The 18,750-nt window shown below is 65.7% G+C and carries 20 protein-coding genes; 6 read left to right on the forward strand and 14 right to left on the reverse strand.

Annotated features, from left to right (window positions below):
- Nucleotide 1: 1 nt before the first annotated feature.
- Together pilV and M2282_RS12040 are read right to left on the reverse strand one after the other, a co-directional pair.
- Nucleotides 2-568, reverse strand: a complete 567-nt coding sequence (pilV, locus tag M2282_RS12035) for a type IV pilus modification protein PilV (protein WP_280809015.1) — start codon at nucleotides 566-568, stop codon at nucleotides 2-4.
- Nucleotides 569-590: 22 nt separating this feature from the next.
- Nucleotides 591-1,208 carry a GspH/FimT family pseudopilin gene (locus M2282_RS12040; protein ID WP_280809016.1) on the reverse strand — a complete coding sequence of 206 codons (618 nt, stop codon included), beginning with the start codon at nucleotides 1,206-1,208 and terminating at the stop codon, nucleotides 591-593.
- Between the two features lie 445 nt (nucleotides 1,209-1,653).
- On the opposite strand from M2282_RS12040, the gene M2282_RS12045 reads away from it, so the two are divergent.
- Entirely contained in the window at nucleotides 1,654-3,027 is a 1,374-nt protein-coding gene (locus tag M2282_RS12045; RefSeq protein WP_280809017.1) for a PglL family O-oligosaccharyltransferase, read from the forward strand.
- 24 nt (nucleotides 3,028-3,051) lie between these two features.
- Here M2282_RS12045 and moaC read toward each other — a convergent pair whose 3' ends face one another.
- On the reverse strand, nucleotides 3,052-3,534 hold the full coding sequence (gene moaC, locus M2282_RS12050; protein ID WP_280809018.1) for a cyclic pyranopterin monophosphate synthase MoaC: 483 nt from the start codon (nucleotides 3,532-3,534) through the stop codon (nucleotides 3,052-3,054).
- Nucleotides 3,535-3,643: 109 nt separating this feature from the next.
- On the opposite strand from moaC, the gene M2282_RS12055 reads away from it, so the two are divergent.
- Entirely contained in the window at nucleotides 3,644-5,212 is a 1,569-nt protein-coding gene (locus tag M2282_RS12055) for a M48 family metalloprotease (protein WP_280809019.1), read from the forward strand.
- A gap of 16 nt (nucleotides 5,213-5,228) precedes the next feature.
- On the opposite strand, the gene M2282_RS12060 is transcribed toward M2282_RS12055, so the two are convergent.
- The 3 genes from M2282_RS12060 to M2282_RS12070 form a co-directional block, all read right to left on the reverse strand.
- A complete protein-coding gene (locus M2282_RS12060; RefSeq protein ID WP_280809020.1) occupies nucleotides 5,229-5,579 on the reverse strand; it encodes a phage holin family protein in 351 nt (116 codons plus the stop codon).
- Nucleotides 5,580-5,669: 90 nt separating this feature from the next.
- Complete coding sequence (locus M2282_RS12065) at nucleotides 5,670-6,134, reverse strand: hypothetical protein (protein ID WP_280809021.1); 465 nt, start codon at nucleotides 6,132-6,134, stop codon at nucleotides 5,670-5,672.
- Nucleotides 6,135-6,228: 94 nt separating this feature from the next.
- Nucleotides 6,229-6,975 (reverse strand): TerC family protein, encoded by a 747-nt coding sequence (locus M2282_RS12070; protein WP_280809022.1) that lies wholly within the window; start codon nucleotides 6,973-6,975, stop codon nucleotides 6,229-6,231.
- A gap of 494 nt (nucleotides 6,976-7,469) precedes the next feature.
- Between M2282_RS12070 and M2282_RS12075 the strand changes: the two genes are divergently transcribed.
- Together M2282_RS12075 and M2282_RS12080 are read left to right on the forward strand one after the other, a co-directional pair.
- Entirely contained in the window at nucleotides 7,470-7,934 is a 465-nt protein-coding gene (locus M2282_RS12075; protein ID WP_280809023.1) for a DUF3717 domain-containing protein, read from the forward strand.
- A 13-nt stretch (nucleotides 7,935-7,947) separates the two neighbouring features.
- Nucleotides 7,948-8,253 carry a putative signal transducing protein gene (locus tag M2282_RS12080; protein ID WP_280809024.1) on the forward strand — a complete coding sequence of 102 codons (306 nt, stop codon included), beginning with the start codon at nucleotides 7,948-7,950 and terminating at the stop codon, nucleotides 8,251-8,253.
- A 7-nt stretch (nucleotides 8,254-8,260) separates the two neighbouring features.
- Here the strand turns inward: M2282_RS12080 and M2282_RS12085 are convergent, their stop codons facing one another.
- Nucleotides 8,261-8,821, reverse strand: coding sequence for a YaeQ family protein (locus M2282_RS12085; RefSeq protein WP_013544235.1), 561 nt, complete (start codon nucleotides 8,819-8,821; stop codon nucleotides 8,261-8,263).
- 346 nt (nucleotides 8,822-9,167) lie between these two features.
- On the reverse strand, nucleotides 9,168-10,547 hold the full coding sequence (gene purB, locus M2282_RS12090) for an adenylosuccinate lyase (protein WP_280809025.1): 1,380 nt from the start codon (nucleotides 10,545-10,547) through the stop codon (nucleotides 9,168-9,170).
- A gap of 135 nt (nucleotides 10,548-10,682) precedes the next feature.
- Between purB and M2282_RS12095 the strand changes: the two genes are divergently transcribed.
- Nucleotides 10,683-11,294 (forward strand): glutathione S-transferase N-terminal domain-containing protein, encoded by a 612-nt coding sequence (locus M2282_RS12095; RefSeq protein ID WP_280809026.1) that lies wholly within the window; start codon nucleotides 10,683-10,685, stop codon nucleotides 11,292-11,294.
- A gap of 47 nt (nucleotides 11,295-11,341) precedes the next feature.
- On the opposite strand, the gene M2282_RS12100 is transcribed toward M2282_RS12095, so the two are convergent.
- From M2282_RS12100 to M2282_RS12125, 6 genes are all read right to left on the reverse strand, one after another.
- Nucleotides 11,342-12,136, reverse strand: a complete 795-nt coding sequence (locus M2282_RS12100) for an SDR family NAD(P)-dependent oxidoreductase (RefSeq protein WP_280809027.1) — start codon at nucleotides 12,134-12,136, stop codon at nucleotides 11,342-11,344.
- Entirely contained in the window at nucleotides 12,133-13,437 is a 1,305-nt protein-coding gene (locus M2282_RS12105; protein ID WP_280809028.1) for an MFS transporter, read from the reverse strand. The genes M2282_RS12100 and M2282_RS12105 overlap by 4 nt, the downstream gene beginning before the upstream one ends.
- Before the next feature lie 17 nt (nucleotides 13,438-13,454).
- Nucleotides 13,455-14,681, reverse strand: a complete 1,227-nt coding sequence (locus M2282_RS12110; RefSeq protein WP_280809029.1) for a cyclopropane-fatty-acyl-phospholipid synthase family protein — start codon at nucleotides 14,679-14,681, stop codon at nucleotides 13,455-13,457.
- Nucleotides 14,678-15,454, reverse strand: a complete 777-nt coding sequence (locus tag M2282_RS12115) for a DUF1365 domain-containing protein (protein ID WP_280809186.1) — start codon at nucleotides 15,452-15,454, stop codon at nucleotides 14,678-14,680. Before M2282_RS12115 ends, M2282_RS12110 begins: the two co-directional genes overlap by 4 nt.
- Before the next feature lie 23 nt (nucleotides 15,455-15,477).
- A complete protein-coding gene (locus M2282_RS12120) occupies nucleotides 15,478-16,830 on the reverse strand; it encodes an NAD(P)/FAD-dependent oxidoreductase (RefSeq protein ID WP_280809030.1) in 1,353 nt (450 codons plus the stop codon).
- A gap of 293 nt (nucleotides 16,831-17,123) precedes the next feature.
- Nucleotides 17,124-17,738, reverse strand: a complete 615-nt coding sequence (locus M2282_RS12125) for a glutathione peroxidase (protein WP_280809031.1) — start codon at nucleotides 17,736-17,738, stop codon at nucleotides 17,124-17,126.
- A 130-nt stretch (nucleotides 17,739-17,868) separates the two neighbouring features.
- On the opposite strand from M2282_RS12125, the gene M2282_RS12130 reads away from it, so the two are divergent.
- Nucleotides 17,869-18,726: a ferritin-like domain-containing protein gene (locus M2282_RS12130; RefSeq protein WP_280809032.1), complete on the forward strand. Its 858-nt coding sequence runs from the start codon at nucleotides 17,869-17,871 to the stop codon at nucleotides 18,724-18,726.
- The last annotated feature ends 24 nt before the right edge of the window (nucleotides 18,727-18,750 follow it).

Below are 18,750 nucleotides of genomic sequence, written 5' to 3' on the forward strand. Positions count from 1 at the left end.
ATCAAGGGGTGATCGAGAAACGACGGCAGCGCACGCCGTCTTCGGCGGTAGGGCAGCAGTTGCGCCAATCCATACCTGTCAGGCTGGCGCTGCAGACCTGAGACCTGCCAGGCGCCCCGTTCGATTGCACGAAGTCCTTGTCGAAGTACATCACGTTGATGACAAAGCCGCCTGATTTCGTGCCGGTGACCTGCATCGATCCCTGGGGTAGGGAGGTCTGCGCTTTTTGAAGAAGCCCCGCAATGTCGTCGGCCGCAATTTGTGCAGGCGTACATGTTCCGGAAGTGCGGCAACCCAACGTGGGGAGCGTTGCCGCTTTTCCCGTGGCGTAGGCGGATGTGTACTGGTAATCAGTCTCTCCGGCCTTGGGGTTGGCCCGAACCCGTTCGGCAAAGTTTCCGGTCAGTTCGGCCACGCGATGCGTGGACCAAGCGGATTTCTGAAAAGTCAGGGAAGCGAGTTGCAGTCCAGCGACGCCGATCAGGCCGAACGACATGATCACAATGGAAACAAGCGCCTCGATCAAGGTCGCCCCCGCCTGAGAGCGAGAGCCGTTTGGAGTACTCATGGTCATCGTGGTTGATGCGTTGCTAGAAGTCGGGGCAACTGGTCGCCGTATAGGCGGTGACGCGCACACGGCCAGCCTTGCTGATGCACACAGTGCGTCCGAAGCGGGCCTTGTAATTGGCATCCGTCGACGGGGCGTATATCTTGAAAGAGCGAGCGGTGCGCGCGAAGCCCGCGCTACCGAATATGACGCTGCCGCCAGAAGATTCGAATGCGGCTTGGCCCGTGCCCGAATCGACGGCCGCAAGAATCTTCAAAGGTACGTCGGCTGCGTCGCGATCACCATCTCCGTTGACGTCCACAAAAGCCTGCAACTCGAACGTCTGCCAATCGCTGCCTGACTGGCAGCCGATAGCGCCCGCTCGCTTTGGACAGATGATCACGTCCTGATTTCGAACGATGGCTTCGCTTCGAGCGAGATTGACCAGTCCTACGAAACCATTGACGTTCGAAGAGAGTCGGTTGCTCACCACGAAATCGCGCATGTTCGGTAGTGCCACGGCCACCAGCACGGCCAACACGGCGATGGTGACTAGCAGCTCGATAAGTGTGAAGCCGGCAGAGCCGTAGCGTCCACTAGCGGCCCGTCGCCAGGCTATTTGCCGCATGATCAAAAAAACCTTTCCGGCGACAGCCGACATGGGTAAAACAATTCAGAAACAGTTGTTGAAGAATGTCTCTAATTGTATTTTTGTGCAAAACCACTCATCTGTCGCCAAGGACCATTCGTCGGCTTGACCGGTCGGCACAATCCGCGGGATGGCATTGAGTTCTGCATCAGCCCAGGCGATCACTTTTTGGCGTGTCGCTCTGATTGCCTTTCCGTTTCTCTGCCCTTTGGTAGGTGGCCCATCCGTCACTGTTTGGCAGTTGCTCACGACGTGGGCGTGCTTGTCGGCTTTGCTTGTCGCTGGTCCAATGGGAAGTCCACGTCGTTGGATCTGCCTTGCCCTGGTGGCGGTATTGGCAGGCCCGCCGTTGTTCAATTCCGGCGGAAGCTCGTCCTGGATAGCTGTCTATGCCGTCTTGGCGGGCATAGCTGCGGCCGCATGCGTCGGCACGGGAATGGTTCGAGGGAGTTCACTCATGCCGGCCGCGCTCGCGGGGGGGCTCTTGGCTGGAGGTTTGGTGAATGCCATTCTTGGAGTGCTTCAGTACTACGGCCTTACCGCTTCCCTTGTTCCTTGGACCACCTCACCTGGGCTGGGCCAAGCCTACGGCAACCTGCGTCAGCGTAACCAGTTCGCGACACTGATCAGCATGGCTTTTGTTGCTGCGCTGTGGCTGTATGCCAATCAGACCTCGGTGCGCACTCGCCGCGCTTTGATCGCGGCGGCGCTGGGTTTGCTAATCGGAGCCGCAGCGTCGACTTCGCGCACGGGTTTGTTGCAATTGCTATCGATCGTCGGCGTGGCGAGCTTGATTGCCCGACGGGAACGCCGGAAAACCGATTTCGGGGCTGCCGATTGTCATTTCAGGCTGCCATCCCCCGTCGTCCTGTTGCTCATGATCCCGCTCTACTTCGTCGCAGCGTGGGCATTGCCTGAATTCGTCGGTGGCGCGCATGTTGAAGGGATGTTGGAGCGTCTGCAAACTGGCGCCCCCGACGACCACAGCCGACTCGTCCTCTGGCACAACGTGCTCACCCTGATCGCCCAGCATCCCTGGGCGGGATGGGGTTGGGGCGAACTGAGCTTTGCGCACTTCACCACGGCGTATGAGGGCGCGCGGTTTACCGAGATTCTCGACAACGCCCACAACCTGCCCCTGCATCTGGCCGTCGAACTGGGCATTCCCGCGGCGGTGCTGATCTGTGGCGGTTTCATCTGGATGGTGATGGCCGCCCGGCCTTGGCGTGAACGCGATCCCACCCGCCTGATGGCGTGGGGCATGTTGGGCGCGATCGTACTGCACAGCCTGCTCGAATATCCGCTCTGGTACGGGCCGTTCCAGTTGGTCTTCGGGCTGTGTCTCGGGATTCTGTGGCCGGCCGCTGTGGCCGACCGCCCATTGCCTCAGGGTGCGAGGCACGGGTGGCTCGGGGTCCATGTGTCGCCTTCATTGGCGGCCGTGGCCCTACTGGTTGGTTTGGGCTACGTCAGCTGGGACTACATCCGTATCAGCCAAATCTATCTGCCGCGCGACCAGCGTCTGGCGGCGTATGAGGACGACACGCTCGCAAAGCTCAAGGGTTCATGGCTTTTCTCGCGCCAGGTGGATTTCGCCGAGCTCACGCTCACGACCGTGACGCCAGCGAATGCAGCCAGGATGCACGAGCTTGCCGAGCGCACGCTGCATTTCTCACCTGAACCACGCGTCGTCATCAAGTTGATCGAAAGCGCCGAACTGCTGGGGCGCGACGACGAGGCCCGTGTCCAGGCCGAGCGTTTCAGAATCGCTTTTCCGGCCGAGTTCGCCCAATGGCTGGACAACAAGCAGGGCGATGCATCCGCACCGTAGTCAGCTGTCGGCGCGCGAGCCTGATCACTCCGCCACCCAACTCCCCGACTTCCCCCCATGCTTCTCCAACACATGCACATCCGTGATCCGCATCCCCCGGTCCACCGCCTTGCACATGTCGTAGATCGTGAGTAGCGCCACCTGAACGGCCGTCAGCGCCTCCATCTCCACCCCGGTCGGCCCGACGGTCTCGACGGTCGCCGTGCAAGCCACCTGCGGCGCGCTCCCACCTTCCGCCAGCGCAAACCCGATCGCCACCCGCGTCAGCGCGAGCGGATGGCACAGCGGAATCAGGTCGCTCGTCTTCTTGGCCGCCTGGATCCCCGCGATCCGCGCGACCCCCAGCACGTCGCCCTTCTTCGCCGTTCCGGATTCGATCAACGCCAGCGTTGCCGCCTGCATCTCGATGCGTCCGGTGGCGACCGCCACGCGGTGGGTCGCCGCCTTGGCGGCCACGTCGACCATGTGGGCCTGGCCCTGGGCGTCGAAATGGGTGAGTGTGGTCATGGGGATACCTTCGTGCTTCGCACTGCGGTGCGCGCTTGCCCGGGGCGGCGCGCATGAGTGAACGTTCGTTTCGAGGGTGCATCATACGAGCCCGAGCCATGGACGAGGAATGCCGCGCTTGACTCCCTTCGCTAAGCCAAAGACCACTGCAACGCCCGCCCTGCGCGCACTTTGCGCTTCTGTTTTGATAGCGGCCCAGGCCCTGCTGCCGATACCCGCCAGCGCGCAGATGCAGTCGATCCTGCCCGGCCTGGGCGACGGCGGTGAAATGACCGCCAGCGCCGAGCGCACGCTCGGCGACCAGATCGCCCGCGAGCTGTACCGCGACACCGATTACATCGACGATCCGGTGATCGCCGCCTACGTCCAGGAGATCTGGCAGCGCCTGCTCGCTGCCGCCCGCGCGCGCGGCGAGCTCACGCCCGAACTCGACGAGCGCTTCGCCTGGACGATCCTCCTGGGCCGCGACCGCAACATCAATGCCTTCGCGCTGCCGGGCGGTTATCTGGGCCTGAACCTCGGGTTGGTGGCCGCAGTCGGCAGCCGCGACGAGCTGGCGACGGTGCTCGGGCACGAGCTCTCGCACGTCACGCAGCGCCACATCTCGCGGATGATGAGCAAGCAGGGCAAGCAGATGCCGCTGATGATCGCGGGCCTCATCCTCGGGATGATTGCCGCCAGCAAGAGCCGCAACGGCGACGCCGGCCAGGCGGTGATCATGGGCAGCCAGGCGCTCTTCATGCAGAACCAGCTGAGCTTCTCGCGCGACATGGAGCGCGAGGCCGACCGCATCGGCTTCGGCGTGATGACGCAGGCGGGCTTTGCGCCGCAGGGCGCTGCCGCCATGTTCGAGAAGCTGCAGTACGCCTCGCGCCTGAACGACAACGGCTCTTATCCGTACCTGCGCAGCCATCCACTCACGACCGAGCGCATCTCCGACATGCAGGGGCGCTTCCAGTTCCGCATGGACACCGCCCCCGCGCTGCCGCTCGCCATGGACCACGCGATGATCGCTTCGCGCGCCCGCGTGCTGACGCGGCCGGGCGTCGATGTGCTGCGGCTGTGGATCCAGGCGGCCGGCAGCGGAGAGTTCGCGAAAAGCTCAGCGGCCCAGCAGGCCGGCACGCTCTACGCGGCGGCGCTCGCGGCCAAGGAACTGCGCGACTACAAGGCCGCCCGCGCGCTGTCCGAGCGGCTCGTCGCGCGCACAGCAGAGGACCCTGCCGCGGCGAAGCAGGCGCGTTGGCTCGACGCAGAGATCGAACTGGCCGCAGGAGCCCCGGCAAAAGCGGCCGCTTTGCTCGATGCCAGGTCGAAGGAGCGTCCCGAGATGATCCTGGCCGCGGAAGCCGCGGCCGCAACACGCCAGCCCGCGCCCATGATTCCCGTGCTGCGCGACTGGGTGGCGGCCAATCCACGCGATGCCACGGCGTGGCGCACGCTGGGCAACCTCTACGGCGCGCAGAACGACACGCTGCGCGCGGTGCGCGCCGATGCCGAAGCCAACGTGGCGATCCTCGACTACCCGGCCGCGCGCGATCGCTTCAGGGCGGCGCAGGAACTGGTGCGCAAGTCGGGCGCGTCGATCGACCACTACGAGGCGTCGATCATCGATACCCGCGCACGCGCGGTCGACGTGCTGGTGAAGCAGCAGGCCGAGGAGCCGCCGCTGAAGTAACCGTGCGCTGTCGTGCTCAGCGCTTGGAGAGCAGCCCGCCCAGCGCGGCTTCGATGACGAGGCCCAGCAGCGAGTAGATCAGCGAGCCGATCAGTGCGGCCACGAAGCCGTTGACGTGAAAGCCGCCGAGCAGCCCCGAAGCCGCCCAGAACAGCAGCGCGTTGATCACGAACAGGAAGAGCCCCAGGGTGACGATGGTGACCGGCAGCGTCAGCACCACCAGCACCGGCCGCACGATCATGTTGAGGAGGCCGATGACCGCGGCCGCGATGAGTGCGGAGCCGAAGCTCGCGACCTGGACCCCCGGGTAGAGATAAGCCACCGCCAGCAGCGCGACAGCGCTGAGCAGCCATTTGATGATGCGCATGCGGCGCAGGATACCCCAGAGCCCAAAAAACGACGAGCCCCGGAGCGTTGCCGCGCCGGGGCTCGTCGGGGAGTGTCCGCCTTGCCTTGCTTACTCGGCGAGTTCGTTCGCCAGCACCAGCAAAGCGCCCATGCCCATCACCGCGCCGGGAAAAGCCCAGCCCGATTGGTGGGCGGGGGTCTGGTCGGGGGTGACCGGTTCCAGGTCCACGCCGATCTTCGGGCGGCGTGCATCGACCACGTGGCTGGCGCCGTGCTCGCGCTTGAGTTGCTGCGTCAGCTCGGCGAGCGGGCCCTTGGCCAGCACCGGCGTCACCTGTCCGCCATTGCGCTCGAGCAGGGGCAGCATCTGCGCCTGCACCTTGCTGAACCATTTGGCGCGCCAGTTCTCGCGTGCGCTGTGGCTCACCCACTTGCTGATGCGATGCGTCATGCGCGGCGCGCAGGCCACGAGCACCCAATGGCGCGCCACGACGCTGTTCGCGTCCGGTGCGAGTTCGGCGAACTGCTCGCTGGCATACACGGCGTCGTCGACATAAAGAATGATCTTTTCCACGAGTGCTCCTTCGGATAGTTAGAGTGGCAGAGACTGGTTCGGACAGGAAAGTTTCTCAGCGAAGCTTCTGGCGTTCAATGGGGTATGCCAGCGCTCAGCCGGTCGTCACAGCCGTTGCCGGCTTGTTGCGTGCCTGGCGCATGGCCACCCACTTGCCGACCGCGAGCACCAGCAGTGCACCGCCGATGCCGGCTGCGTACTTGATCGTGTCGGTCTGCGGCACCTTCGGCACCCAGGTCCAGTTGGCGGGATTCGCCAGGGCCGGGTCCGAGACGGCCATCGTGCCGGCGATCCAGCCCAGCAGCATGCCGCCCAGCGTGATGATCAGCGGGAAGCGGTCCATCAGCTTGATGACCAACTGGCTGCCCCAGACGATTATCGGAATGCTCACCAGCAGGCCGAAGATCACGAGCGGCATCTGGTGGCCTTCGCCTGCGCCTTGCGCAGCGCCGGCGATGGCGATCACGTTGTCCACGCTCATCACCAGGTCGGCCACGATCACGGTCTTGACGGCGCCCCACAGCTTGTCGCTGCCGGTGATGTTGCCGTGCGCGTCGTCATGCTCCGGCGCCAGCAGCTTGATGCCGATCCACACCAGCAGGATGGCTCCCACCAGCTTCAGGAACGGAATGGCCAGCAGCGTGAGCGCGAAGAAGATCAGGATCACGCGCAGGATGATGGCGCCCGCGGTACCCCACAGGATGCCTTTGGTGCGTTGGGCCGGCGGCAGCTTGCGGCATGCCAGCGCGATGACGACGGCGTTGTCGCCACCGAGCAGGATGTCGATCATGATGATCTGACCGACAGCGACCCAGAACTCCGGGGTCATGAACAGTTCCATAGATTCCTCTTTGTCTTCGCGCCGTTCCTGCCGTTCCTTGTTGGATCCCGACGGGCAGGCGCATACCGATGCGTTTCGATTCATCCTGTGCGGGGTGGATCGAAAGCGAGGACATGGAGACGCCAGGTGACACCGGGGACTCGCGAACGCTTCGACCAAACCTGCGCAGGTTCAAATCGAAGGTCTTGCTCAACAGCGTCTGCGCCAGTGCGCATGCGTTGTCCGAAAGGCCGGAAGTGTTGTGCTTCGTATTGACGACCTGTCGATTTCCGCCGTTGTGGACGGCGGTCGGGAGCTACTCCCCTTCGTGGGCGGGATTAAAGCATTTAAGGTCGCGGCGTGGCAATCGAAAGTTTTCAGGCATTCAAAGAGAACCGCCCGGCAGCGCGCATGAACAGGGGCCGCCGTGCTATCTGATCTATAGCGTTCATGTCCCTTCGAGGCTGCGGGACATTGGCGGACTATGATCGCCGCTCGCTGTTTTTTCACTGTCCATGGCCGCCATTCACATCACCGACATCGAGGCCGCCATCAACCACTGGCGCACGAAAAGTCCCTCGCCCGACGGCATCACGCTGGCGCCCGAATTGCGCGCGCTGGCCGAGGTCTACGCGCTCATGGTGTTCCACCACGAAGACGAGGTCGACGAGGTCGGCTTTCCGCCCAAGGCCTGGGCCGCGTGGCTCGACTGGTACCACAGCACCCCCGACACGCCCTGCATCGCGATCTGCTCCACCAGCCAGGGCGACGACGAATGCAAGGGCTGCGGACGCAGCTTCGACGAGGTGCAGCACTGGCCCGCGATGTCGCCGGTCGAGAAGCGCGTGACCTGGCGCCGCATCACCATGGAAGACTCGGCTTGGCGCTTCAACAGGTACGCCGAGCGGGCGCGCGAAGCGGAACCGCCGCAATGGCCCGACGATCCGGCCGAACCGCTCGGCCCCGACGACACACCCTGAAAAGGGGCCCCGCATGCGTCGCCTCGCCCAAGCGCCCAATCTTGCGATCGCGACGCTGTGGGTGCACGCCTTGCGCGAGGACGGTGTCGAAGCCACGGTGCAGCGCGAGTTCCTGGGCGCCGTCATGGGCCAGCTGCCGCCGGACCAGTGCCTGCCCGAGATCTGGATCGACGACGAGAGCCAGTTCGAGCGCGCGAAGGAATTGCTGCACGCGGTGCAGCACCGGCCGCAGCGCAACTGGCAATGCGTCTGCGGCGAGCGGATCGAGGGCGGCTTCGAGCAGTGCTGGCACTGCGGCGAGATGATGCCGGCGGCCTAGGCGCCGCTCATTTCCAACGCAGCAGTTCGACGTCGATGCTGTTCGTGCCGTCTCCCAGCGTCAAAGTGTTCTCCTGGATCGTCGCCTGCAGCTGCATGCTGCGCTGCGCGAGTGCGGCCAGCGCCTGCGAGGCCTCGGTCGGCACGCGGTAGACCTTCAGGTTCTGCGGCCGCGTGAGCTTGTTCTCGATGCCCCGCCACCAGATCTCGGCCGCATGGTTGAAGCAGTAGACGATCACCTCGTCCGCCTTGCCGCAGGCCTTGATGATGGGCTTGTCCTCGGGCTGGCCGACCTCGACCCAGATCTTGACCTCGCCCGTGAAGTCGCGCAGCCACACGTCGGGCTCTTCGACGTTCGACAGGCCCGCGCCAAAGGCCAGCGTGCCGTCGCCCTGGCAGATGTCCTGCAGCTGGTGCGCATTGAGCGCGAGCGCGACGAGGCGGATCATCATCCGCTCGTCGGTTTCGCTCGGGTGGCGCGCCAGAGTCAGCGCATGGTCGGCGTAGTAGCCGTGGTCGATGTCGGCCACCGCGAGGGTGGCCTTGAAGATGGTGGATTTGAGGGCCATGGGTGCGCGAGTGTATGCCCGCGCTCCATGGGCCTCAGACGCCGCCGACGCCTGCAGGCAGACCGTGCGCGGCTGGCCCACGTACTTGCCGCCGTTGTTGTCTATTCGCGTGGCGTAGCCCGGGATGACCGGCCCGAGGGTGAGACCGATCCAGCGATGGATCTTCAGCCAGAGACGTCGCAGCGGAGCGCGCTGCATGAATCACGGGGACTTCGGAGCGTCCCGCCATGGTTATCGGCTGGCACGCCCGTGAAAGGACGCGTTGGCTGGGAGTTCGGGGTTTCGGGTTTGTGTGCGGGTCCGGCCAACCGCTCGCCGGCGGTTGGTGGATCGCTGCAGGAGAGCCTCAGATTCGAGTGGCGAGCTCTGCGGCCTTGCCGACGTAGCTGGCAGGCGTCATGGCCAGAAGGCGGGCTTTTTCCTCCTCCGGAATGGCCAGTGAGCGGATCAGCCCGTGCAGCGCCTCGGCCGTGACGGTCTTGCCGCGCGTCACTTCCTTCAGCTGCTCGTAGGCGCCCTGCACGCCGTAGCGGCGCATCACGGTCTGGATCGGCTCGGCCAGCACTTCCCACGAAGCGTCGAGGTCTTCGGCCAGCGCTTCTTCGTTGAGTTCGAGCTTGCCCAGGCCCGTGGCCAGGCTCGCGTAGGCCAGCGTGGCATAGCCGAAGGCCACGCCGATGTTGCGCAGCACCGTGCTGTCGGTCAGGTCGCGCTGCCAGCGGCTGATGGGCAGCTTCTCGCTCAGGTGGCGCAGCACCGCGTTGGCCAGGCCCAGGTTGCCTTCGGCGTTCTCGAAGTCGATCGGGTTGACCTTGTGCGGCATCGTCGAAGAACCGATCTCGCCCTTCTTCAGGCGCTGCTTGAAGTAGCCCAGGCTCACATAGCCCCAGACGTCGCGCGAGAAGTCGATGAGGATGGTGTTGGTGCGCGCCACCGCGTCGAAGAGCTCCGCCATGTAGTCGTGGGGCTCGATCTGGATGCTGTACGGCTGGAAGCTCAGGCCCAGGCCTAGCGGCGCAGGCGTCTCGATGACCTTGCGGCTGAAGGCTTCCCAGTCGAAGTCGGGCCAGGCGGCCAGGTGGGCGTTGTAGTTGCCGACGGCACCGTTCATCTTGCCCAGAAGTTGCACCGAGGCGATCTGCGCGCGGGCCTTCGACAGGCGCACCGCCACGTTGGCGATTTCCTTGCCGACTGTCGTGGGGCTGGCGGTCTGGCCGTGGGTGCGCGAGAGCATCGAGACGCCGGCGAACTGGTGCGCCATTTCGCGCAGCTTGGCGATCAGGCCGTCGATGGCCGGGAGCACCACCTTCTCGCGCGCGGCCTGGATCTGCAGGGCGTGGCTGGTGTTGTTGATGTCTTCGCTGGTGCAGGCGAAGTGCACGAACTCGGCGGCGGCGAGCAGCTCGGGCCGGGCTTCGAACTTCGATTTGATCCAGTACTCGACGGCCTTCACGTCGTGGTTGGTGGTTTTTTCGATCTCCTTGATGGCCAGCGCATCGGCCTCGGAGAAGTGCGACACCAGGCCCAGCAGGTACTTGCGGGCGCCGCCGGTGAGGGGCTTGAATTCGGCGAAGCCGCAGTCGGACAGCGCGATGAACCACGCCACTTCGACCTGCACCCGCCGGTGCATGTAGCCCTGTTCGCTCATCAGCGGACGCAGCGCCGCGAGTTTGGCCGCATAGCGGCCGTCAAGGGGGGAAAGGGCGGAGACGGTGGAAAAGCTCATGCCCGAATTTTAGGCGGCCGGCGATCCGTGGGGTCGTACCTACACATTGGGGTGGTTCCGGGCCCCCGGTTTTTCCGTTCACCTAAAATGATCGGCAACAGTGTCGTCAGCCAAGCGCAAAGGGAGAGAGCCTTCATGAAACTGATCGGATCCGCCGCCAGCCCCTATGTGCGCAAGGTGCGCGTGGTGCTGGCCGAAAAGCGGCTCGACTACCAGTTCGTGATCGAGGACGTCTGGTCCGCCGACACCACCATCTCCAACTCCAATCCGCTGGGCAAGGTGCCCTGCCTGATCATGGAAGGCGGGGATGCGATGTTCGATTCGCGCGTGATCGTGGAATACCTGGACACGCTGTCTCCGGTAGGCAAGCTCATTCCGCAGCAGGGCCGCGAGCGCGCCGAGGTCAAGACCTGGGAAGCGCTGGCCGATGGCGTCATGGATGCCGGCGTGCTCTGGCGCCTGGAAGCCACCTGGTCCGGCCGCAACGACCACGAGCGCAGCAGCAGCTGGATCGAGCGCCAGCGCACGAAGGTCATCGACGGCGTGGCCGCCATGTCCAAGGGCCTGGGCGACAAGCCCTTCTGCAGCGGCATCCACCTGAGCCTGTCGGACATCGCGGTGGGCTGCACGCTGGGCTGGCTGAACCTGCGCTTTCCCGATATCGACTGGCGCGGTGACCACGCCAATCTTGCGAAGCTGTACGACAAGCTCATGCTTCGCCCCAGCTTCATCGACACGAAGCCCTGACTCGGCACGACCCACGACCAAGGCGCCACGCGGCGCCTTTTTCTTTTTCAGAGCCCGGTGAACCTGGCAACGGCCGGAAAGTAGAGCCGGTACGGCAGCAGCCGCATCAGCTTCATCCAGAACGTGAAGCGGCGCGGAAAGTGGATCTCGAACGCGCCGCGGCGCCAGCCTTCGAGCATGGCCTCGGCAGCCTGGGCAGGCGTGATCAGCGCGGGCATCGCGAAGTCGTTCTTCGCGGTGAGCGCCGTCGCCACGAAACCCGGCTGGATCACGCTCACGCCGATGCCGCGCGCGTGCAGGTCGATGTAGAGCACCTCGGCCAGGTTGGTCAGCGCGGCCTTGGTCGGGCCGTAGGCCAGGCTCTTGGGCAGCCCGCGAAAACCGGCAACGCTCGCCGTGAGCGAGACATGGCCGGCCCCACGCGCCACGAAGCCGGGCAGCACGGCGGCCAGCACGTTCAATGCGCCGACGTAGTTGACCTGCTGGTGCGCCAGCATCTCGTCGAGCGCGAAGGCGTCGGCGCGCAGCACGCCGTAGGTGGCTGCATTGAAGAGCACGAGGTCGACGGTGCCGGCCATCTGCTGCAACTGCGCGTGGGCAGCCGCCACCTCGGCGGCATCGCGCACGTCGAGCGGCAGCACGATCACGCGCGGCGGCAGCGCGGCATCGTTGTGCAGCGCTGCGAGCTCCTCGAGCGCTTCGACATTGCGGGCCGACACCGCGACCCGCGCGCCGCTTTCGAGCAGCGCCAGCACCGTCGCGCGGCCGATGCCCGAGGAGGCGCCGACGATCCACGCGGTCTTGCCGTGCCAGTCGCCGAGCGGCGGATTGAATGGCTTCACGGCGAAGCCTTCGTCGAAAGCGGCAAGGGCGCTGTGGGCGATGGGGACGCGGCCGGCCGGATCACCAGCGCCCACAGCGCGGCACCCGCAATCACCTTTAGCACGCAGGGCAGCAGGCAGTAGGCGAGCGACAGCGCCTGCAGCGCCGACGGATCGCGCGCGCCGGGCATGTAGCCGGCCAGGCCGAGCAGCGGCAAGGCCAGGCCGGCGGCGAGCGCGAGGTTGAGCTTGGTCGCGAAATTCCACCAGCCGAAGTAGGCGCCGGCATGCGGCTGGTCGCCGGCCTCGGCAATGATCCCGGCCAGCAACGCGCTCGGCAGCACGAGGTCCGCGCCGATTGCGAAACCCGACAGCGCGCAGATGACGAGAAAAGGCACCGCATCGCCCGCGCCCATCGCGCCGGCCCAGGCGAACACCGCCACCGACATGCACATGCCGCCGAGCCAGCTGCGCGCCAGGCCCCACCGGCGCACGATGCGCAGCCACGCCGGGATCGATGCGGCAGCCACCACGAAGTAGAGGCCCAGGAACGCCGGCTCCATCGCGGCCGGCGCGCGCAGCCGGTCCTGCACGAAGAACAGCACCAGCGTGGCCGGCACCGCGCTCGCGATGCCGTTGAGCACGAACACCGCGAGCAGGCGCCGGAACGCCGCGCGGCGCAGCGGCAGCCGCAGGTCGATCGATGAATGCGGCGTGGCGCTGCGCGCGGGCCGCGGTGCCTGCGTCCAGAAGACCCATCCCGCCACCAGCAGCACGCCGAACAGCGCGACCGTTGCAGGCAGCCCCGCCAGCGTCGGCACGACCGATGCCAGCACCACGCCGGCCAGCCCCATGCCTTCGCGCCAGCCGACGATGCGGCCGCGCTGCAGCGCGTCGCCGCCCAGCATCGCGCCCCACGACTGGTGCGCAATGCTCAGCATGCTGTAGCCCGCGTAGGTGAGTGCGAGCAGCACGGCCGCGGCCACGAGCAGTGCGCCGTGCCGCGCCGGGTCGATCAGCAATTGCGGAAAGAAGAGCAGCCCGAAGCCCAGCAGCAGGACACCCGCGGCGACGGCACCGAACCCCAGCACCGCCTGTGCCGAGCGTGCATGCAGCCGGTCGCTGAGCCGCCCGAGCAGCGGGTCGATCAACGCATCGAGCAGCCGCGCACCGAGCAGCACGGCGCCCAGCGTCGCGAGCGGCACGCCGAAGGCGCGTGCGTAGTGGTTCGGCAGCAGCACATAGAGCGGCAGCGCGACAAAGGCGAGCGGCAGGCCGAGCAGCCCGTAGCGCACGCCAGCCAGAGGTCCGAAAGATAACACGAAGGGCCGCGCCGTCTCTAGCGCTTTTGCAGCGTGTACTGCACCACGTCGATGTTGGCCTGCGAGAACGCCGCCTCGCAGTAGGCGAGGTAGAACTCCCAGATGCGCATGAAGCGCTCGTCGAAACCCAACTGCAGGATCTGGCCGCGCTGCGCCAGGAAGCGCTCGCGCCAGCGGCGCAGCGTCTCGGCGTAGTCGGCACCGAAGGCGAATTCATCCACCACCGTGAGCCCGGCCGCCTCGGCCTCGCGCCGGAACTCGCGCGGGCAGGGCAGGCAGCCGCCGGGGAAGATGTACTGCTGGATGAAGTCGGTCGAGTCGATGTAGCGGTCGAAGAGCTGGTCGTCGATCACGATGCTCTGCACGCAGGCGCGGCCCCCGGGCTTGAGCAGACGGCTCACGCTCTGGAAATACGTCGGCCAGTATTCGCGGCCCACGGCTTCGACCATCTCGATGGAGCAGATGGCATCGAAGGGCGCGTCGTCGATGTCGCGGTAGTCCTGCAGGCGCAGGTCGGCGGACAGGCCCGCGGTGCGCTGCCGGGCAAAGGCGAGCTGCTCGGTGGAGAGCGTCACGCCCGTGACCGAAGCGCCGAAATCGAAGGCTGCCATCTCGGCCAGCGCGCCCCAGCCGCAGCCGATCTCGAGCACCCGGTCGCCGGCTTTCACGCCGGCCAGCTCGAGCGCGCGGCGCACCTTGGCGCGCTGGGCGTCGGGCATCGGCTTGTCGAAGTTGCCCTCGAACCAGGCCGACGAGTAGTTCATCGTCTCGTCGAGCCAGAGCTTGTAGAAGGCATTGCCCAGGTCGTAGTGCGCGTGGATGTTGCGGGAACTCCCGGCCTTGCTGTTGCGGTGCATCAGGTGCCGCACGCGGTACACGAGGCGGCCGAACCAGCTGCCGTAGACCACGTCTTCGATGGCGCGGCGGTTGGCAATGAAGACCTTGATGAGTTCGACCAGGTTCGGCGTGGTCCAGTCGCCCGCGATATAGCTCTCGGCAAAACCGATGTCGCCCGACTTGAGCGCAGCCTTGCAGACCTCCCAGTTGCGCAGCGTGAGCGAGGCGGTGAGGTGGCTGCTGCCGGGCGCGGCGCCGAAGTGGCGTACCGAATCGTCGGGCAGGCGCACCGTGAGCGAACCGTGGGCAAGGCGCTGCAACAGGCCGAGCACGGTGCGCGCGGCGCCGGGGGCGTCCTGCGGCAGCGAAAAGCGCGAAACGTGGGGGGCGGTGGTGGTCGGGGTCATGGGTTCGCCTGCTGCTGTTGCGGATGGTCGCTGGACACGAAATGAAGGGGCGGTGCGGGCTTCGCGACGAAGGGCACGCGCTTGAGCCAGAGCTTCGCGGCCTGCCAGTGGATGCGTGCGATGAGCCCGAAGGTCATCGCGGGATAGCGCCAGAGCGCACGCCGTACGCTGGCCGCCGTGAGCGGACCGAGTTCGCCGCTCACGCTGGTCTGCAGCAGCGGGCCGTCGGCGTCGTCGTGGTCGATGCGTACCACGGTGTGGGCGAATTCGGCATCGACGAAGAAGCGGAAGCGGTAGTCGCCGCTGACCTGGCAGAACGGCGAGACGTGAAAGGCCTTGGTGGCCTTCAGCTCCATGCCGTAGACCGGGCGGTCCAGCAGGTAGCAGTGGCGCTCGCCGAAGGTGTTATTGACCTCAACCACGATGGCGCGCAGCGCGCCTTCGGCCGTGTGGCAGTACCAGAAGCTCACCGGCTTGAAGGTGTAGCCGAACACGCGCGGATAGCAGTGCAGCCAGGCTTCGCCGGTCGCGTCGTGGATCTGGTGGGCGGCCAGCAGGTCGTCGAGCCAGGCCAGGGCGCCGCCTTGCGCGGGCGTGCGGCCGTCGCCGTGGTCGACGTCGTGGAAGGAGAGGGCCGCCCGGCGATTGAGCGCGAGCGTGTCGCTGCCGTTCGTGCGCAGGGTGCGCATCGGCAGCATCAGGAAATAGGTCGGGTAGACGAAGGCGTTGCGCGCCGGGCGCAGGCGCGCATGGCGCACCTCGCCGAAGCCCATCAGCGGGAGCGGCAGGGCCTGGTTCACGCCGGCGCCCTCGTGGCCGTCGTTAAGGCGTCGAACGGTGCGCCGGACGCCGACACCTGGGCCCGCAGGCCTTCGGCCGCCACGATGCCTGCCTTGAGGCCGTCTTCGTGGAAGCCATAGCCCATCCAAGCGCCAGCGAACCAGGTGTTTCGCTGGCCCTGCAAGGTGGGCACCGCCGCCTGCGCGCGGATCGCGGCAAGGTCGAGCACCGGGTGGTCGTAGTCGTATTCGGCCATGACCTGACTACGCTCGATCTCGCGCACCGGATTCAACGAAACGATCACCGGCTGTTCCCAAGGCAACGGCTGCAGCTTGTTCAGCAGGTAATGCAGGCAGACCCGGCCCGATTCGCGCTCGCTGGCCGCCGCGCGCTCGTAGTTCCAGGCAGCCCAGGCCGATCGGCGCTGCGGCAGCACCGAGGCGTCGGTGTGGAGCACGGCGTGGTTCGGCTGGTAGCGGATCGCGCCGAGCACCGCGGCTTCGGCGGGGCTCGCATCGCCTAGCATGGCGAGCGACTGGTCGGAGTGGGTGGCCAGGATCGCGTGGTCGAAGCGCTCGGTGCCGGCGTCGGTGGCGACCAGCACGCCGTCGCCCGTGCGGGTGATGCGGCGCACAGGGGTGCGCAGGCGCTTGTCCTCCAGGCCCGCGACGATCTTCTCGACATAGCGGCGGGAGCCGCCGCGCACCGTGCGCCACTGGGGCCTGTTGGCGATCTGGATCAGCCCGTGGTTGTGGCAGAAGCGGATCATGGTCGCGACCGGGAACGCCAGCATCTGCGCGGTCGAGCAGCTCCAGATGCAGCCCATCATCGGCAGGAAATACCAGTCGCGGAAGGCCGTGCCGAAGCGGTGGGCGTCCAGGAACTGGCCGAGCGGCTGGGCCAGTTCGCCCTCCGTGCCGGCTTGGGCGATGCGCGTGGTCAGGCGGTTGAATCGCAAGAGGTCGGCCAGCATGCCGAGGAAGCGCGGATCGGCGAGATTGCGCCGCTGGGCGAACACGGTGGCGAGGCTGTTGCCGCTCCATTCCAGCGGGCCGCCGTTGTCGCGGGTGGCCTGGACCGAGAACGACATTTCTGACAACGCCGTCTCGACGCCAAGTTCGGCGAACAGACGGATCAGGTTCGGATAGGTGCGGTCGTTGTAGACCAGGAAGCCGGTGTCGACGCCGTGGGCGACCGGGGTGGCATCGCTGGCCGATCGCGGCAGTTCGATCGTGGCTGTGTGCGCGTGGCCACCGAAGTAGTCACTGGCTTCGAAGAGGGTGATGCGGGCCGCGTCGCGCAGCGAATGCGCTGCGGCCAGTCCCGAGATGCCGGCGCCGATGATGGCGACTCGAAGGGGCTGCGTCATCGCGGGCCCCGGTTCCGGCGGGAATATAAAAATGCTGCGAGGCGCCCCGACGCGAAGGAGGGAGGGAGGGAGGAGGAGAAGAATCGCCTCGGGATTTCGACCAGACGGCAAGCGCCCGGAAGACCTCGCAACATGAAAACCGGTGGGCTTTTGCCACCCACGCAAATTATGAGCACGCCCCCGGCGGCACGGTTCCCGGTGCAGTGGTAAACGTTTGTGACGTTCAGTTCACGATTGAGTGGACGCATCGGTAAATAATATTACCGATTCGTATTTTTGTGAACTGGTCAGTATTAATTTGTCCCGAGCTGCTTCTCGATGACGTTCACGAAACCGTTTTCGTCCGGCGCCGTCATGCTCGACCAAGCCTGCACGACCTTGCCGTCGCGCCCGATCAGGTACTTGTAGAAATTCCATTTCGGCGTGGTGCCGGAGGCCTGGGCGAGTTGCTTGAACAGCGGATTGGCGTCCGTCCCGCGCACCGACGACTTGGCGAACATCGGGAATTTCACGCCGAAAGTGCTTTCGCAGAAGTCGGCGATTTCCTTGTTGGAGCCCGATTCCTGGGAGAAATCGTTCGACGGGAAGCCCAGCACCACCAGCCCGCGGGCGCGGTATTTCAGGTCCAATGCCTCGAGTCCCTTGTACTGCGGGGTGAAGCCGCAAAAGCTCGCCGTATTGACCACCAGGACCACCTTGCCCGAGTACTGGCACAAAGTCTGGGGCTTTTCATCCTGCAGCCGCGGGAAGGTGTGTTGAAGGATCGCCGGGCACCCCGCAGCCTCTGCCGGAGCGGGCGCGGCAGCCGGTGTCTGGGCGCTCGCCGGGAGCGTCGCTGACAGCCCCGCCACGAGGGAAAAAGCGGGGGCACAGCGCCAGAGCGTCGACAATAAGAAAAGGGTTCGCATCGCGGGCTCCTGGTTCAAAAATGGGGGGTGTGCATCCGTGCCGCAACGGCGCACGTATTCGCATCATCGCGCGTCTGTCATGGGCGCGCCAAACGGGCCGACTAAAATCGGTGGCCATAGAAAGACTTTGATGCTCTATCCGGAACTCTTCAGACAACTCGAATCCGTCCGCTGGGACATGGACAAGGACATTCCCTGGCAGTCTTTCGACGCCTCCTTGCTGACGGAAGAGCAGGCCCAGACCATCAAGATGAACGCCATCACCGAGTGGGCGGCGCTGCCGGCCACCGAGATGTTCCTGCGCGACAACCGCCACGATAGCGATTTTTCCGCCTTCATGTCGATCTGGTTCTTCGAGGAGCAGAAGCACTCCCTGGTGCTGATGGAGTACCTCAAGCGCTTCAGCCCCAAGCACGCGCCCACCGAAGCCGAACTGCATGAAGTGCGCTTCGATTTCGACCCGGCCCCCCCGCTTGAGACCCTCATGCTGCATTTCTGCGGCGAGATCCGCCTGAACCACTGGTACCGCCGCGCCGCCCAGTGGCACACCGAGCCGGTCATCAAGCACATCTACACCACGCTGAGCCAGGACGAGGCCCGCCACGGCGGCGCGTACCTGCGCTACATGAAGCGTGCGCTCGAGAAGTTCGGCGACGAGGCCCGTGGCGCGTTCACCAAGGTCGGCGTCCTGATGGCCAGCGCGCGCCGCACCGCCCAGGCCCTTCACCCGACCAACCTGCACGTCAACAAGGCGCTTTTCCCGAACGACACCATCCAGAGCCGCATGCCCGACCCCGACTGGCTCGAGCACTGGCTCGACAAGCAGATCAAGTTCGACGCCGTCTGGGAAACCAAGGTCGGCGAGCGCATCCTGCACAACCTGAGCCTCCTGATGAACCGCAGCTTCAAGACCGTGCAGGAGCTGAACCGGTACCGCAAGGAAATCGCCGCCACGCTCGGCCCCAAGCCCGAGTACCAAGGCGCATAACCAGAAACTTCGCCCCGCACCCCG

It is taken from the genome of Variovorax boronicumulans (assembly GCF_029892485.1).
Taxonomy (GTDB): domain Bacteria; phylum Pseudomonadota; class Gammaproteobacteria; order Burkholderiales; family Burkholderiaceae_C; genus Variovorax; species Variovorax boronicumulans_B.

Coding starts and splice junctions, on each gene's coding strand:
- pilV (WP_280809015.1), bottom strand. CDS start 568: ATGAGTACTCCAAACGGCTCTCGCTCTCAGGCGGGGGCGACCTTGATC.
- M2282_RS12040 (WP_280809016.1), bottom strand. CDS start 1,208: ATGTCGGCTGTCGCCGGAAAGGTTTTTTTGATCATGCGGCAAATAGCC.
- M2282_RS12045 (WP_280809017.1), top strand. CDS start 1,654: ATGCCGGCCGCGCTCGCGGGGGGGCTCTTGGCTGGAGGTTTGGTGAAT.
- moaC (WP_280809018.1), bottom strand. CDS start 3,534: ATGACCACACTCACCCATTTCGACGCCCAGGGCCAGGCCCACATGGTC.
- M2282_RS12055 (WP_280809019.1), top strand. CDS start 3,644: ATGCCGCGCTTGACTCCCTTCGCTAAGCCAAAGACCACTGCAACGCCC.
- M2282_RS12060 (WP_280809020.1), bottom strand. CDS start 5,579: ATGCGCATCATCAAATGGCTGCTCAGCGCTGTCGCGCTGCTGGCGGTG.
- M2282_RS12070 (WP_280809022.1), bottom strand. CDS start 6,975: ATGGAACTGTTCATGACCCCGGAGTTCTGGGTCGCTGTCGGTCAGATC.
- M2282_RS12075 (WP_280809023.1), top strand. CDS start 7,470: ATGGCCGCCATTCACATCACCGACATCGAGGCCGCCATCAACCACTGG.
- M2282_RS12080 (WP_280809024.1), top strand. CDS start 7,948: ATGCGTCGCCTCGCCCAAGCGCCCAATCTTGCGATCGCGACGCTGTGG.
- M2282_RS12085 (WP_013544235.1), bottom strand. CDS start 8,821: ATGGCCCTCAAATCCACCATCTTCAAGGCCACCCTCGCGGTGGCCGAC.
- purB (WP_280809025.1), bottom strand. CDS start 10,547: ATGAGCTTTTCCACCGTCTCCGCCCTTTCCCCCCTTGACGGCCGCTAT.
- M2282_RS12095 (WP_280809026.1), top strand. CDS start 10,683: ATGAAACTGATCGGATCCGCCGCCAGCCCCTATGTGCGCAAGGTGCGC.
- M2282_RS12110 (WP_280809029.1), bottom strand. CDS start 14,681: ATGACCCCGACCACCACCGCCCCCCACGTTTCGCGCTTTTCGCTGCCG.
- M2282_RS12115 (WP_280809186.1), bottom strand. CDS start 15,454: ATGGGCTTCGGCGAGGTGCGCCATGCGCGCCTGCGCCCGGCGCGCAAC.
- M2282_RS12120 (WP_280809030.1), bottom strand. CDS start 16,830: ATGACGCAGCCCCTTCGAGTCGCCATCATCGGCGCCGGCATCTCGGGA.
- M2282_RS12125 (WP_280809031.1), bottom strand. CDS start 17,738: ATGCGAACCCTTTTCTTATTGTCGACGCTCTGGCGCTGTGCCCCCGCT.
- M2282_RS12130 (WP_280809032.1), top strand. CDS start 17,869: ATGCTCTATCCGGAACTCTTCAGACAACTCGAATCCGTCCGCTGGGAC.